Origin of the sequence: Bacteroides sp. AR20 (assembly GCF_964250605.1) — a bacterium.
Classification (GTDB): Bacteria; Bacteroidota; Bacteroidia; order Bacteroidales; family Bacteroidaceae; genus Bacteroides; species Bacteroides uniformis.
Genome location: NZ_CAXUGK010000004.1, coordinates 1 through 12619, shown reverse-complemented (window position 1 = coordinate 12619; position 12619 = coordinate 1). Strand labels below are relative to the sequence as shown.

Sequence of the window (12619 nt, the reverse complement as noted above, 5' to 3'; positions counted from 1 at the left end):
CCAATGTGTTTTTATAAATAAAGTGTTTAGAGGAGGTGTGCCAGTGATGGTATGCCTCCTTCTTTCAATATATCCACCAATATCGGTTTCACTCCGCTGACAAAACACTCAACGGCAATAACCATCAGGATAAGTCCCATCAGGCGCATCATCACATTGTTTCCCGTCTCACCCAGGATTTTGACCAACCGCGTGGAAGCACGCAATATGAAGAAGGTAATCAGATAAATAAAGGCAATCATTCCTATAAGAACTCCTTTCATCTGAATGGTATGGGCATCCTGCATCAGCACAATGGCATTGGCTATGGCACCAGGACCACAAAGCATCGGAATTCCAAGAGGAGTAATGGAAATATCATCGGCATAAGTCTTGATTTCCTCGTCTTTCAGCTTCATTGGGGTATAACGGGCTTGCAGCATATCGAAGCCAATCTTAAAGATAATAACTCCACCGGCAATACGGAAACCATTGGTAGAGATACCGAAGAACTTAAAGAGGAACTGCCCTGCAAACGTAAAGACCATAATTGTTATAAAGGCAACCAAAGTGGCGCGCGATACTACCGACTGCCGTTCACGGTCTGTCATTCCATGCGTCATGGTCAAAAACACCGGCATGGTGCCGAGAGGGTTTGTCAACGTAAAGAAGGAGGTAAAACAAAGTAAAGCGAAAGGTAAGATTGTGTCCATAGCTGTATAATATACGTTTCTGCAGACAAAAGTACAACTAAAAATTTCAATGTCACAAAATCTGCATCAATTCTTTCAGATTACTGATATGATAAGTCGGTTGGAAAGGCAGTTCTTCCTTCCCTGTTACATTATAAAACACTTGGTGCATGCCCACTCCTTTGGCTCCTGCCACATCATTCTCCCAACTATCGCCTATCATCAAAGAATCACGCACTTCGGATTGTGTGGCAGAAAGTGCAAAATGAAAGATTTCGGGCCAGGGCTTCAAGACACCGATGTCATCAGAGAGAACAATCTTCTTAAAAAAGCGGTCGATACCCGCCGAACGCATCTTATGACATTGCAGCTCTTGGAAACCATTGGAAAGGATATAGAGGTTGTATTTCTCTGCCAAATATTCCAGTACCTCATACGCATGCGGCATCAGCCGACTTTTTGTGGGAATGACCGAAAAGAAATCATCAGAAAAAGCCTCGGCCAAAGCAGTATCCCCCGCCCCTACTGCCTCCAGAGGATATAGAAAACGCTGGCGGTTCAACTCTTCCTTACTGACCTGCCCTCTGCCGTATTCTTCCCACAGCTCTACATTACGATGCTGATAAAGCGTATAAAAATGCTGGAAAGAACGAAAGAAACGGTCATAATCATACTTGTGATACATCTCTTCGAATGTATCGCGTGCATTAAGGGAAAATGCCCAAAGCGTATCGTCCAGGTCAAAAAACAGGTTCTTATATTGGGATGCCATAATTTAAAGGAAAGAGATATATAAAAATAGACGCAGATTATCAATTCCAATAATCTGCGTCCGTTCTGTATCAGTCTATAACAGTGTTATTTTACCTGGATTACCAAATACTTGGACACACTCCAGAAGTCTTTCGGATTTGTAATCTTCAAAGTCAGCTGTCCTTTATCATCTTTCTCCAACGCATAAGAACCAGCGGGATGAGTAGTCAAGATATCAGCATCTTTAGAGTATAGTTTAATCTCTTTTGTCGTACGGATATCCACTTGTGTAAAGTAGTCCTTGTTGATATCAGAATCTTTCAGCACCTGGCCTTTTTTGAAAAGTCCGGTATTTGTCAATATCTTCTGGTCCTTCAACTCTTTCTTCGTACCAAATACAAACCAAGCCGTATTGAGTGCCTTATCTTGTTCGGCAACGGTTTGAGCCTTCGCCTCATTTTCGGCAGTCAATTCTTCTTTCTCAGTAGACAAACCGGTTACGGCAGCATCCAGTTCCTGGATACGGATATTCTTGGAAGCCAGCTCAGCCTGCAATTCCTCGATACGCTGGGTCTTTGCCACCAACTCCTGAGTCAGGGACTCCACAGCCCTCTTCAACTGGGCAGAGTTATTCTTACTATTCTTCAGCATGGACTGTAATTTGGCAATCTGTTCCTTGTTCTCTTCCATCTGCTTACGGATAAACTCAATATCCGACGCAATCTGCTGCTTGGCATTCAAAGAGCCTTCTGCCACAGCACCACGCTGCAAATCCACACGGCTCTCTGCTGCATTAATCTGGCGAAATCCCTCTGAAATATCATTGAAAGTGCCCATCATCTCGTCCAATTCAGCATTACGCTGAGTCAGTTCCATCAATAAAGAATCATTTTCAGCTTTCAGCTGGTTCTTACTGCCACCAGAGAAGCTGTCACACGAAGCCATTACAGCCGCGCATACAATTAAAACTGCTAACTTTTTCATACGCTTTCGTTTTACGTTTGGTTAATGAAGTTATTTAATCGTCTATTCCTGTTACTACAATCACAATTTCACCGCGCGGTTCGTTCGCCGTGAAATGTTCAATCAATTCTGTAAGCGTTCCACGCACCGTTTCTTCGTGCATCTTTGAGATTTCCCGCGAAACAGAAGCCTGACGTTCGGCACCGAAATGTTCGGCAAACTGCGTCAAAGCTTTTACCAATCTGTGGGGAGACTCATAGAACACCATGGTACGACACTCCTCGGCCAATGCCTTCAGACGGGTCATCCTTCCTTTCTTCTGTGGAAGGAAACCTTCAAAACAGAACTTCTCATTCGGCAGTCCGGAAGCCACCAATGCCGGTACAAAAGCTGTCGCTCCCGGCAGGCATTGCACTTCGATGCCGTTACGCACACACTCTCTGACTACCAGAAAGCCCGGGTCGGATATACCCGGCGTACCTGCATCCGAAATCAAAGCTACAGTTTCTCCCCCCTTTATTCTATTAACAACACTTTCAACCGTTTTATGTTCATTAAATTTATGGTGAGATTGCATCGCATTCTTTATTTCGAAGTGTTTCAGCAATATGCCGGAGGTACGTGTATCCTCAGCAAGTATCAAATCCACTTCTTTCAGAATCCGGATAGCACGGAATGTCATATCTTCCAAATTTCCTACCGGGGTAGGCACTACATAAAGTTTTCCCATACTTATCGGTCGTTTAGCTGAAATATTTTTTGAGGAGTTCCATAAAATCGACGGCGGCTTCATTTTCTTCATCCGGGTGCACTTCCGAAGCAAAAATATCCATAGCCTTGTCCAAAGAAGGAGCCTCACCCAAACGTCGTACCACTTCATTCATCCGTGCAGCATCGCCTGCGAACAGTTCGCGGACAAAACGGAATGAATCGTTCAGACTGATGGCATGTTTCAAATCCTTGGCAGGCTTGATGCGTTCTGCCAAAATAGGAACTGTTTCCGGTTCCTCACATACCATCTTCACTGTATCAGGAATAACCGATTCGACCGGAGAAACCGATTCGGTCAAAGGAGTAGTAACAGCAGGGGGTTCCTCCAGGGGCGACACAACAGCCGTTGGCGCCTCCTCAAGCAGTTCTTGCAACGCCTCCAAGCGTGCCTTCATCTGCTGGATATTCCGTTTTGCCACAATCTTCAATGTCGGATTGGCATCACTTGAAATGGCCTGCATCAAACATTTCAATTCCTGAATATCTAATTCTATGTCGTTTAATAGGGTTTGCATATCCTTTACACAGTCCGTGTTAACGCTACAAATGTAGAAATAAATAATGAAAAAATATCGGAAAGCGAACAAAAGTGTTACTTTTGCGCTTAAATATAACACTCGAAAACATGGTATTATTTTCAGAAGATCATATACAGGAAACCAAACGCAGGGGAAGAATTGAGGTCATTTGCGGTTCCATGTTCTCCGGCAAAACCGAAGAGCTGATAAGGAGACTGAAACGGGCAAAATTTGCCAAACAACGCGTAGAGATATTCAAGCCTGCCATAGACACCCGTTATTCCGAAGCCGATGTCGTATCGCATGACAGTCATTCCATAGCCTCCACTCCCATCGACTCGTCTGCCAGCATTCTGCTCTTCACTTCAGAGATAGATGTAGTGGGCATTGACGAAGCCCAGTTCTTTGACAGCGGCCTGATTGATGTATGCAACCAGCTTGCCAACAATGGTATACGCGTCATTGTAGCCGGACTGGATATGGACTTCCGCGGTATTCCATTCGGCCCTATGCCGGGACTGTGTGCCATTGCAGACGAAGTTTCCAAAGTACATGCCATCTGTGTGAAATGTGGTCAACTTGCCTCGTTCTCCCACCGTACCGTCAAGAACGACAAACAAGTACTGCTGGGGGAAACCGAAGAATATGAACCGCTATGCCGAGAGTGCTATCAGCAAGCCATCCAAGCCGACCAAAAGGAAATCGGTCATTAACAAATACAAAAAACAGAGCATTATGGAACGCAAAAAGATTACATTCGACAGTTTTATCCGCGGTGTCATACTCGGTGTCATCATTATCGGCATCCTTATGCTCTTCAAGCGTCTAAGCGGCGTATTGCTGCCATTCTTCATCGCATGGCTCATTGCCTATCTGATATACCCCCTGGTCACCTTCTTCCAGTACAGATTAAGGCTCAAGAACCGGGTCATATCCATCTTCTGCGCCTTATTCAGTATTCTGATTGTAGGAGGAACCGCCTTCTATCTGCTTGTGCCTCCCATGATGGACGAATTCGTCAGGGTAAAAGATTTGGTAATAGACTACTTTTCCAACGGAACCCACGACGGCAATGTGCCCAAAACACTCTCTGAATTCCTTCGTGAGAACATAGACACCCAGTTTGTCACCCAATTGTTCAAGGAAGAGAATATGCTGAACGCCATCAAGGAAACCGTTCCCCGGCTCTGGTCCTTGTTGTCAGAATCCGTCAATCTGCTGTTCAGTTTCTTCACTTTCTTCCTCATTCTTCTCTATATAGTTTTCATATTGCTGGATTACGAAAGCATTTCCGAAGGGTGGACCCACCTGGTACCACAGAAATACCGGCCCTTCGTAATCAATGTAATGAACGATGTGAAAGACGGCATGAACAGATACTTCCGCGGACAAGCATTCGTGGCATTGTGTGTCGGTATTCTGTTCAGTATAGGCTTTCTGATTATTGATTTCCCACTGGCCATTGGACTCGGCTTATTCATCGGCGCTTTAAACCTAGTACCTTATTTGCAGATTATCGGCTTTATACCTACCATCGTGCTGGCCATACTGAAAGCAGCGGATACGGGAGGAAACTTCTGGATTATCATTGCATCGGCCCTTGCGGTATTCATCATAGTACAAGCCATTCAAGACGGATTCATCGTACCGCGTGTCATGGGGAAGATTACGGGCCTGAATCCTGCCATCATCTTACTGTCTTTATCGATTTGGGGGTCATTGATGGGGATGCTGGGTATGATTATAGCACTTCCGCTTACCACCCTTATGCTCTCCTACTATCAACGTTTCATCATAAACAGAGAAAAAATTCACAAGTTTGAACAGACTGATAATCAACAAGAAGAGTAAAAGCAGAAGTCGTTCTCAAAACTTTTTCCCTTAATCCATTTGTTTTTTAAACAAAAGTGCCTATCTTTGCACCCGCTTAACAGCAATAAGGTCTGATTCGCTAGCTCAGCAGGTAGAGCACAACACTTTTAATGTTGGGGTCCTGGGTTCGAGCCCCAGGCGGATCACCAAGAAGCTGGACAAAACCAGACAAAGAAAAGACAACTCCTACAATATCAAGGTATTGCAGGAGTTTTTTCTTTGTATAAAGTCCGTGACCTAAGACACGAAATGGTCACAAAAAGACATACTTTCGTGACCAATTCGTGACCTGTCCGACCTTTCGGATTTTAGGTCACGGAATGTCTGAAATTGTCGGTTTGTTGTCTTGATTTGTCCGTACTGCAAATATCTCATTTTCAGTTCATCAATTTAATTTTGTAACTAAAAAAGAGATTATGAGAAGTACTTTCAAGCTACTCTATTTCGTCAAACGAAATGCAGTAAAGAAGAACGGCAACGCACCGATTATCGCACGTATCACTATCGACCAAGTTGTAGCCCAGTTCAACACCAAACTGGAAATAAATCCGGCTCACTGGAGCGTGAAGTTAGGCAAGGCTTCCGGCAGAACCGCAGAAGCCGTACATATCAATTCTATGCTGGAAAGCATCCACAGCACGGTACCCCAACAAGACTAAATGGTTGATTTATAATATTGAAGCAATATAATACTGGCGAAAAGAAAAACAGAAGTTTGTCATTTACTATCCTTCGTCCATTCGTTTGACTAAGCTGTCTTGCAAACGGCTAAGATATGCCGTCCAATCCTTCTTCCGTTCTTTCATGGCAATATAAGCGGCATAATAATCGCCTAACTCCATTTAGAGCACCGTACTGAGAAAATTCATCATTTCTTTTATTCCCACGTTGCCATTGTTAATGCCACCCGAAGAAACAAGGTTGAGAAATTCAGGTCTTTATCGAATTGTGCGCTATCGGTACATAGGCGTAAATCAAACTTTCCACGAACAACATAATATTCATCATACAAGGTCGAATGAAAACGATAATATTGGTAAAAGTCCAGATTACGGTTAAAGAAGCAGGTCAGGTTATCCAGTTCTTTACTTAATATAGTTTCTGATTACATCATTACTACCATCGGGGCATTGTGTTTCTATCCGATAAATCTTATAGAAGGAATGAATTTGCAGTTTTGTTTTTAAATCATTGAGAACCGCTTGCAAACGACGCACTATTGAAAGAAAAGTTTCAACAATATCATAACCGTAGAGGTCGATTTCAGATATATTGACCTCTATTTCAGCTAACATGTTATTAACCAGTTCTTTCATTTTACTACTTTAATAGTTTTGTAAATTTAGACTCAGTACAAATACTTAAATCCGTAGTTACAAACTTCCCATTGTAAAAAAGAGAAAATATAGTAGCTGGTGTAGGAGAGTTTTGTGCTTGCTCTCTCGTTTCCAATTTAATTACTTTCAAAGGAATATTTATTTCTTGCGCAAGAACACGCAACACTCCATTTACATAATAATCCGTATATAGGCAACGATTAGAATAATAAGCCACTATTCCCAGTTTGTCGGGGCATTCTCCACTTTTGACGCAATCATTAAAATATGGAACTGCACTATTCTCATGAAAACTCATTACCAACAATGAAAATCCATTTGGAAGTTTTTCTATTTCCTTAAAGCCATGTTGCAGCAACCATTTCGTATCACTCATAAAATGGTTCTTTTTTGTACCTACAACAGTAACCAATCCATTTTTTTGTTGCTTTTTTGCATCTTCAATCACAAATTGGAGCAAATTATATCCATGCCCTTGACCTTTATACTGCCCTGAAACCCAAAAACAATTAATCATTAAATAATTAGGGGCAGTAACCGGAAGCCACGCATATTCAGCAGGAACATATTCTATAAAAACTTTGGCTCGTGCATCAAGCCGCCTAAAAACATAGCCATTAGCAAATTCCTTTTTTAGCCATTCCTTTTTGGACTCATATCCTTCCAAGCATTTTTTGTCAGAGAATGCGCAGCAGATATGTTCTTTATCTATATTATCCTCTGTTAGAGTTATATATTTAGGTAAACTATTTTCCATGCTTTTATTTATTTTATCGGTATGTAGATTTTTGTGATACTCTCTTTTTTATTTTCTTTTGAATAATTGATATACTCCTCAAAAGACATCCCATGACGAAGTGAATATTCTTGGCTTACGTTAATGATGTTATACCAGTCCTGCAAATCTGTATAATACCCCTGCAACGTATAGACCGCATATTTACCTTGTGGTAGCCGGATTGTACCAAATTCACAAGTAGGCATAATTTCCTTTTGTACCGATGCACAAGCATAGAAACGACATTGATTAGGGTTTGTCACATTAGGGTCGTCAAAACTTAACCCAATAAAACGTGTATCGGGCAGAAGTAAGTCATTGCTCTTTAAGAAATGTATCAATTTACTCCATACTGTTTCATAAGGTTCTTCCTCTCCGTACTTACCCCATATACGGATATATACTAAATTTAATCCCTCGAAATTGTAGACTTCAGAATGCAATTCGCACTCCTTTCCATCATGTTCGCACTCTTTTAATCGCATCCTTAATCTGCTGATATATGTTTTGGGAGAGATACCAAATTGTTTCTTAAATGCTTTGGAGAACGATTGCGGATTATCGTAGCCGACTAACCCAGCCAAATTCTGTAAACTCATGTCTTCAGTTTGCATATATAGTACAGCTCGTTCTACTCGTTGCCTCGCCACATAAGAGTATAATGGTTCATCCAAAGCAGAACTCATCATACGGAGCAATTGCCGTTGAGACATATTTACTATGTCGGCTATTACATTCAATTGCAATGGCTGATGCAGATTAAAATTTATGTAATCAATTACTTGATTGACTTTCTGTTTGTATATATTTTCAGTGCTACTTTTCATCTATAACGATATAATTTGCAAATATATAGAGTTCATACAAATGTATGATTGTCCAATCTCGCCAATTTTAGAAATCTTAGGTTACGGTTTTAGGAGGTTATGTCAAAACGTTGGCACAACCTCGTTTTTTTAAAGGCATCTACGACGTAATGAGTTGGCTGGAAACTTTATAAGCATACCGATGCTTCAGAACAAAAAGCAGAATCACAATGATTGTCAAAGCCTCCGAGAGTGGCATTGCCAACCAGATTCCCGACACACCCAAGAACTTCGGCAACAAAATAAAACTCGGAATAAGGAAAACAAAGCCACGCAACAAAGCAAAAATCGTAGCTGGCTTTATTCTTTCAACACTCTGAAAATAACCTACCACAGCAATATTCACAATGAAAAAGACAAAGCCGCTTGCAAAATAGGGGAAACCGTGTATCGCTATCTTCGCCGCTTCACTGTCAAGACTGATGAAAAGGCCAACCAGCAGATAAGGATAAACAGTGAATGCCACCGTTGCAACCACACCGCAGACCACAGCCGTCAGCAACGCAATACGTTCCGCCGTCATCACTCTTTCCTTGTAGCCCAGTCCGAAATTATAGCTGATAATAGGCTGGGCAGATTGTGCAATAGCATTACCTACCATGAAAACAAAAGGAATATAATAGCACGCTATACCGAATGCCCCTACGCCATCGTCCCCCAGATAGGACATAAATACCTGGTTCCCGACGAACATAAGAACAGCAAGCGTTGCCTCTCCCAATAAGGCAGAAGGACCGATACGGCACTGGTAACCAATATTCCGCACGGAAAGCCGCAGGCTCTTGACACTCCATTTGAGTGGTTGTAAACGCAAATGCCGAGCATAAAACAGTAGATAGACCATCGCCACCAGTCCGCCGGCCATGATGCTGATGGAAGTGGCAAATGCTGCTCCCATGACTCCCCAGCCAAAAGGAAAGATAAACAGCCAGTCGAGCACCACATTGATTACAGCCGTAATCAGGCTGCACAACATAGCCAGCTTTGGAGCACCGTCCAGACGAATGACGAACAGCGGCACCGTTATCCATATCTGAAAGACCCATGACGGAACAAACCACAGCAGATAATCCGTCACCATAGGCAACAGATGTTCGGAAGAGCCGAGCATCCGGGCTGTTTCTGCCGGAAAAGCCATCATCAAAGCAGAGGGTATCAAAGCAACAATCGTTACAAACAGTAATGCTTGTGTCACATTCAACCGAGCAGACTTGCTTTTGCCTCTCGACAATTGGATAGAAGCGACCACAGAACACCCGGCACCAACCATAAGCCCGATTCCCGTAAAAAGCATCAGTAAAGGGACACAGATATTTACGGCCGCAATCCCGTCGCTACCTACTCCATGCCCGACAAATATCCCGTCAATCGCTGTTACGGCCGACATACTGAGCATACCCAGCAACGTAGGAACAAAATATTTCCGAAACAATGTAAACACATTCAGTGTACTCAAATCAATTGCATCTCTTTTCATGTTCAACTATATTTATAGGTTATTGTCTTGCCCAAAAGCAAAAAAATGCCGGATAAAATGATTGGTTTTACCCAGTCATCTTATCCGGCATTTTTACAGCCCTCCGATGAGGATTACAAAACTCTTTTGGTTTTCTAATTCGCGTGCAAAGGTGGGACTTATTTTTCAAGTATCCAAATACTCATGATTTCTTTCACTGAAAAAACAGCAAAACATGAACATTATCCACTACCATATCACTCTTTTGAAGGTAGACACACAGCCAATGAAAGACAGCCTATCAGTCTTTCATTGCTCTAACATAGGCTGTCAATACACTGAATAAATGATAGTTAGACATGCGCACTATTGTGGTACGGCTTCTCCACAAGCATGAAGAAGCCGTACCACAATAGTGAAGAAGTTGCATCACAACCGTGCACAATAGTCATTAATAAGCTTTTAGTAGAAGAAAGAGCTGTTCTTTGCGGAAAGAAGACCAGCCATTTGCACAAGAAAAAACAGCATGCAAGCAAAGTTTGCCTACATACTTGCATGGCATCTGCTTACATATCGTAAAACGCGGTATAACAAACAATTAGAAAGCGCCATGCAAGCATGTAAGCAAAATGTGTGGTAAACCTATTGTATATCTTTTCATTTTGCGACGACTCCATAGTAAACCATGTTATCAATACGCTTCTGATAAATCTGGTTATTCTGCAGCAGATACCCCAAGGCCAAACACAAATCCACATCCCTGAACTTCGTCAGTTTCTGTAATTCAAAGATTGTACACTTCTTAAGATTGCACAGAATGGAATATACCATTTTCATATTATTGGTCGCCTTCTCAATATTCTTCATATTATTATCTTATTATTAGTTCCTTTCTTAAAATGATATCCTATATTATCTACTCAAATATAAGATAAAGACAGAGCAATGACAAACATTGCCCATTCTTTTCATTTCAGATAACATTCTTTGAACTACATATACCTAAAATCTGCAAAAAATATAGAACTTTATAAATATCAACACTTTATAGAAAGGTATATTCACATTATACTATATCCGGAAACGATTATGTTGGTATAATCAAGGTACTATTATATGCTTGCCTTCGGGAGTGACTACTACCGAGCCCATTTTGATGTAATGTTTCCCTTCCGGCGAAACTATTACCTTTGTTTCGCTACTCTTGTCGGAAGATTCTTTTTTCTCATTCATGAAACTCTTGTCCCGCGAAGTGGTAACCGGATAAGTATCCTCCAGATAGCTCTTCATTTCGTCCACTTTTCCGTCTTTGAACCACACCTTGACAGCCGACCACCCCGCAGGAGTATAAGCGCGGAATGTCCAAGCCTCTCCCTCCTTATTCAAATCTCTAAATGCAGGCTCTCCTAAAATGGTACACACCTCTTTAAAGCTCATACCACGTTCAATGCTGCTCAACTGCTTATAATCAAACCCGTAGCTTTCATAAATGCCACAGCCCATCACCAAGACAGCGAGTAACAAGCCTAAAACAACTGACATCTTTTTCATAATAGAAAGTTTTAGTATTTATCCATACAGCAAATGTAGTATGATAAAAACCTCCTTTTCCGTGATTCTCTCTATTTATACATAGGGATTTCCCTATCAGTTTATCTGTATCTTTACAACCTATAAAGAATATCATCCCAGCCCCGTTCCAATGAGCAATATCAAGTCGGAAGGGGCCACCACCGTATGGTTGGCAACCGGCAAAGACAGTCTTAAAACAAAGGTGCAGCCAATCCGAAAGCAGGTTTGTGCTTTCAGGAAGAAGGAAACAGCGTAGTGCTCACCGGTAAGGTGGAGATAAAGGCCCGGCAGCTCCCAATTATGTATTACTGAAATTCAAAGGACACCATGCCACCATTTGGATTGACGGACATTTTGTACGCAGAAATCTTTAAGAAGAGCATTCAGTTCCTCATCTGATGTCTTGCATGGGGGGATGAAAACTATAGCCCCTTCGTTATCACCGGCAATCCGAAACCTCCTTTCTGCAAAGTCAGGACTTTCGGTTTGCCTTTTCGTGCTTTGTTGTATGTGGCTGTGGAAACATGCAAGGTCTCTATCGCTCCATCCTCGAAAGCCACCTTTAAGTAATATTCCTTACGTACTCCGTCCGACACATAACGATGCTTGCCTACTTTACGTCTCTTTTCATGTTCTTTTATCAGCTTCTCAAGTACGGTAACCGTCACCTCCTTTGTCGAAGCAGGAGCCGCCATCCGATAATTCCCTACCAGAAAAAGCGAACAACTGATGACACCCACGCACACCACATGGCACAATATATTCACTGCCTTTTGCTCCATCGTTGTCAGCCATATCCATTTTTTATATAGAGGAAGTGTAACGACTGCCACCACAAGTCCTACCCCTACGGGTATCCACACAGCAGCCAACGTATCTTCATAGATGTTATATCCGATGCAGCCCAAAGCTACGACCAGTACAAACATCAGAAAACGGAGTATTTTTATAAACAGTTCTTTCATTGCCGCGTTTATATTTTTTGCAAAGGTATATAAAAAAACAGATTTTTTACGCCCGGTAAATAAGAAAGTCAAGACCGCGACTATCTTTGTGGTAAAA

Annotated in this window: 13 protein-coding genes, 1 tRNA gene and 3 pseudogenes; 5 read left to right on the top strand and 12 right to left on the bottom strand. The window is 42.0% G+C overall.

The features are described 5' to 3' along the window. Positions 1 to 26 precede the first annotated feature (26 nt). The 5 genes from ACESTD_RS03445 to ACESTD_RS03425 all read right to left on the bottom strand — a co-directional run bounded on the left by ACESTD_RS03445 (position 27) and on the right by ACESTD_RS03425 (position 3673). The gene (locus tag ACESTD_RS03445) at positions 27 to 692 is read right to left on the bottom strand and encodes a MarC family protein (RefSeq protein WP_008665785.1); all 666 of its coding nucleotides are present in this window, start codon (positions 690 to 692) and stop codon (positions 27 to 29) included. A gap of 52 nt (positions 693 to 744) precedes the next feature. After that, complete coding sequence (locus ACESTD_RS03440) at positions 745 to 1443, bottom strand: YjjG family noncanonical pyrimidine nucleotidase (RefSeq protein WP_373159059.1); 699 nt, start codon at positions 1441 to 1443, stop codon at positions 745 to 747. Positions 1444 to 1529: 86 nt separating this feature from the next. Further along, positions 1530 to 2408, bottom strand: coding sequence for a hypothetical protein (locus ACESTD_RS03435; RefSeq protein WP_005835026.1), 879 nt, complete (start codon positions 2406 to 2408; stop codon positions 1530 to 1532). 34 nt (positions 2409 to 2442) lie between these two features. Continuing rightward, the gene (gene rsmI / locus ACESTD_RS03430) at positions 2443 to 3117 is read right to left on the bottom strand and encodes a 16S rRNA (cytidine(1402)-2'-O)-methyltransferase (protein ID WP_008665787.1); all 675 of its coding nucleotides are present in this window, start codon (positions 3115 to 3117) and stop codon (positions 2443 to 2445) included. A gap of 13 nt (positions 3118 to 3130) precedes the next feature. Then, a complete protein-coding gene (locus tag ACESTD_RS03425) occupies positions 3131 to 3673 on the bottom strand; it encodes a hypothetical protein (RefSeq protein WP_034523325.1) in 543 nt (180 codons plus the stop codon). 110 nt (positions 3674 to 3783) lie between these two features. On the opposite strand from ACESTD_RS03425, the gene ACESTD_RS03420 reads away from it, so the two are divergent. The 4 genes and pseudogenes from ACESTD_RS03420 to ACESTD_RS03405 form a co-directional block, all read left to right on the top strand. Next, positions 3784 to 4389 carry a thymidine kinase gene (locus ACESTD_RS03420; RefSeq protein WP_005835020.1) on the top strand — a complete coding sequence of 202 codons (606 nt, stop codon included), beginning with the start codon at positions 3784 to 3786 and terminating at the stop codon, positions 4387 to 4389. 22 nt (positions 4390 to 4411) lie between these two features. After that, on the top strand, positions 4412 to 5527 hold the full coding sequence (locus ACESTD_RS03415) for an AI-2E family transporter (RefSeq protein ID WP_005828446.1): 1116 nt from the start codon (positions 4412 to 4414) through the stop codon (positions 5525 to 5527). Positions 5528 to 5621: 94 nt separating this feature from the next. Further along, positions 5622 to 5697 (top strand) — tRNA-Lys (locus ACESTD_RS03410). A gap of 267 nt (positions 5698 to 5964) precedes the next feature. Further along, positions 5965 to 6198: pseudogene (locus tag ACESTD_RS03405) on the top strand (Arm DNA-binding domain-containing protein); the annotation flags it as partial. A gap of 75 nt (positions 6199 to 6273) precedes the next feature. On the opposite strand, the pseudogene ACESTD_RS03400 reads toward ACESTD_RS03405, so the two are convergent. The 6 genes and pseudogenes from ACESTD_RS03400 to ACESTD_RS03375 form a co-directional block, all read right to left on the bottom strand. Next, positions 6274 to 6864 (bottom strand): annotated as a pseudogene (locus ACESTD_RS03400) (RteC domain-containing protein). A 4-nt stretch (positions 6865 to 6868) separates the two neighbouring features. Beyond that, the gene (locus ACESTD_RS03395) at positions 6869 to 7642 is read right to left on the bottom strand and encodes a GNAT family N-acetyltransferase (protein WP_373159060.1); all 774 of its coding nucleotides are present in this window, start codon (positions 7640 to 7642) and stop codon (positions 6869 to 6871) included. A gap of 8 nt (positions 7643 to 7650) precedes the next feature. Then, positions 7651 to 8490 (bottom strand): GyrI-like domain-containing protein, encoded by an 840-nt coding sequence (locus tag ACESTD_RS03390; RefSeq protein WP_005828457.1) that lies wholly within the window; start codon positions 8488 to 8490, stop codon positions 7651 to 7653. Between the two features lie 139 nt (positions 8491 to 8629). Beyond that, a complete protein-coding gene (locus tag ACESTD_RS03385; RefSeq protein ID WP_005835018.1) occupies positions 8630 to 10006 on the bottom strand; it encodes an MATE family efflux transporter in 1377 nt (458 codons plus the stop codon). A gap of 636 nt (positions 10007 to 10642) precedes the next feature. Next, positions 10643 to 10852: a winged helix-turn-helix domain-containing protein gene (locus ACESTD_RS03380; RefSeq protein ID WP_005835016.1), complete on the bottom strand. Its 210-nt coding sequence runs from the start codon at positions 10850 to 10852 to the stop codon at positions 10643 to 10645. A gap of 234 nt (positions 10853 to 11086) precedes the next feature. Beyond that, positions 11087 to 11536 carry a hypothetical protein gene (locus tag ACESTD_RS03375; RefSeq protein WP_005828472.1) on the bottom strand — a complete coding sequence of 150 codons (450 nt, stop codon included), beginning with the start codon at positions 11534 to 11536 and terminating at the stop codon, positions 11087 to 11089. Positions 11537 to 11639: 103 nt separating this feature from the next. On the opposite strand from ACESTD_RS03375, the pseudogene ACESTD_RS03370 reads away from it, so the two are divergent. Then, positions 11640 to 11931, top strand: a pseudogene (locus tag ACESTD_RS03370) (pyridoxamine 5'-phosphate oxidase family protein). Between the two features lie 48 nt (positions 11932 to 11979). On the opposite strand, the gene ACESTD_RS03365 reads toward ACESTD_RS03370, so the two are convergent. Next, a complete protein-coding gene (locus ACESTD_RS03365; RefSeq protein WP_005828477.1) occupies positions 11980 to 12522 on the bottom strand; it encodes a hypothetical protein in 543 nt (180 codons plus the stop codon). Between the last annotated feature and the right edge of the window lie 97 nt (positions 12523 to 12619).

Bases quoted from the DNA above. Each gene is read 5' to 3' on its own strand.
- ACESTD_RS03415 (WP_005828446.1), top strand. From the start codon at position 4,412: ATGGAACGCAAAAAGATTACATTCGACAGTTTTATCCGCGGTGTCATA.
- ACESTD_RS03380 (WP_005835016.1), bottom strand. From the start codon at position 10,852: ATGAAGAATATTGAGAAGGCGACCAATAATATGAAAATGGTATATTCC.
- ACESTD_RS03390 (WP_005828457.1), bottom strand. From the start codon at position 8,490: ATGAAAAGTAGCACTGAAAATATATACAAACAGAAAGTCAATCAAGTA.
- ACESTD_RS03375 (WP_005828472.1), bottom strand. From the start codon at position 11,536: ATGAAAAAGATGTCAGTTGTTTTAGGCTTGTTACTCGCTGTCTTGGTG.
- ACESTD_RS03440 (WP_373159059.1), bottom strand. From the start codon at position 1,443: ATGGCATCCCAATATAAGAACCTGTTTTTTGACCTGGACGATACGCTT.
- ACESTD_RS03435 (WP_005835026.1), bottom strand. From the start codon at position 2,408: ATGAAAAAGTTAGCAGTTTTAATTGTATGCGCGGCTGTAATGGCTTCG.
- ACESTD_RS03395 (WP_373159060.1), bottom strand. From the start codon at position 7,642: ATGGAAAATAGTTTACCTAAATATATAACTCTAACAGAGGATAATATA.
- ACESTD_RS03420 (WP_005835020.1), top strand. From the start codon at position 3,784: ATGGTATTATTTTCAGAAGATCATATACAGGAAACCAAACGCAGGGGA.
- ACESTD_RS03385 (WP_005835018.1), bottom strand. From the start codon at position 10,006: ATGAAAAGAGATGCAATTGATTTGAGTACACTGAATGTGTTTACATTG.
- rsmI (WP_008665787.1), bottom strand. From the start codon at position 3,117: ATGGGAAAACTTTATGTAGTGCCTACCCCGGTAGGAAATTTGGAAGAT.
- ACESTD_RS03425 (WP_034523325.1), bottom strand. From the start codon at position 3,673: ATGCAAACCCTATTAAACGACATAGAATTAGATATTCAGGAATTGAAA.
- ACESTD_RS03365 (WP_005828477.1), bottom strand. From the start codon at position 12,522: ATGAAAGAACTGTTTATAAAAATACTCCGTTTTCTGATGTTTGTACTG.
- ACESTD_RS03445 (WP_008665785.1), bottom strand. From the start codon at position 692: ATGGACACAATCTTACCTTTCGCTTTACTTTGTTTTACCTCCTTCTTT.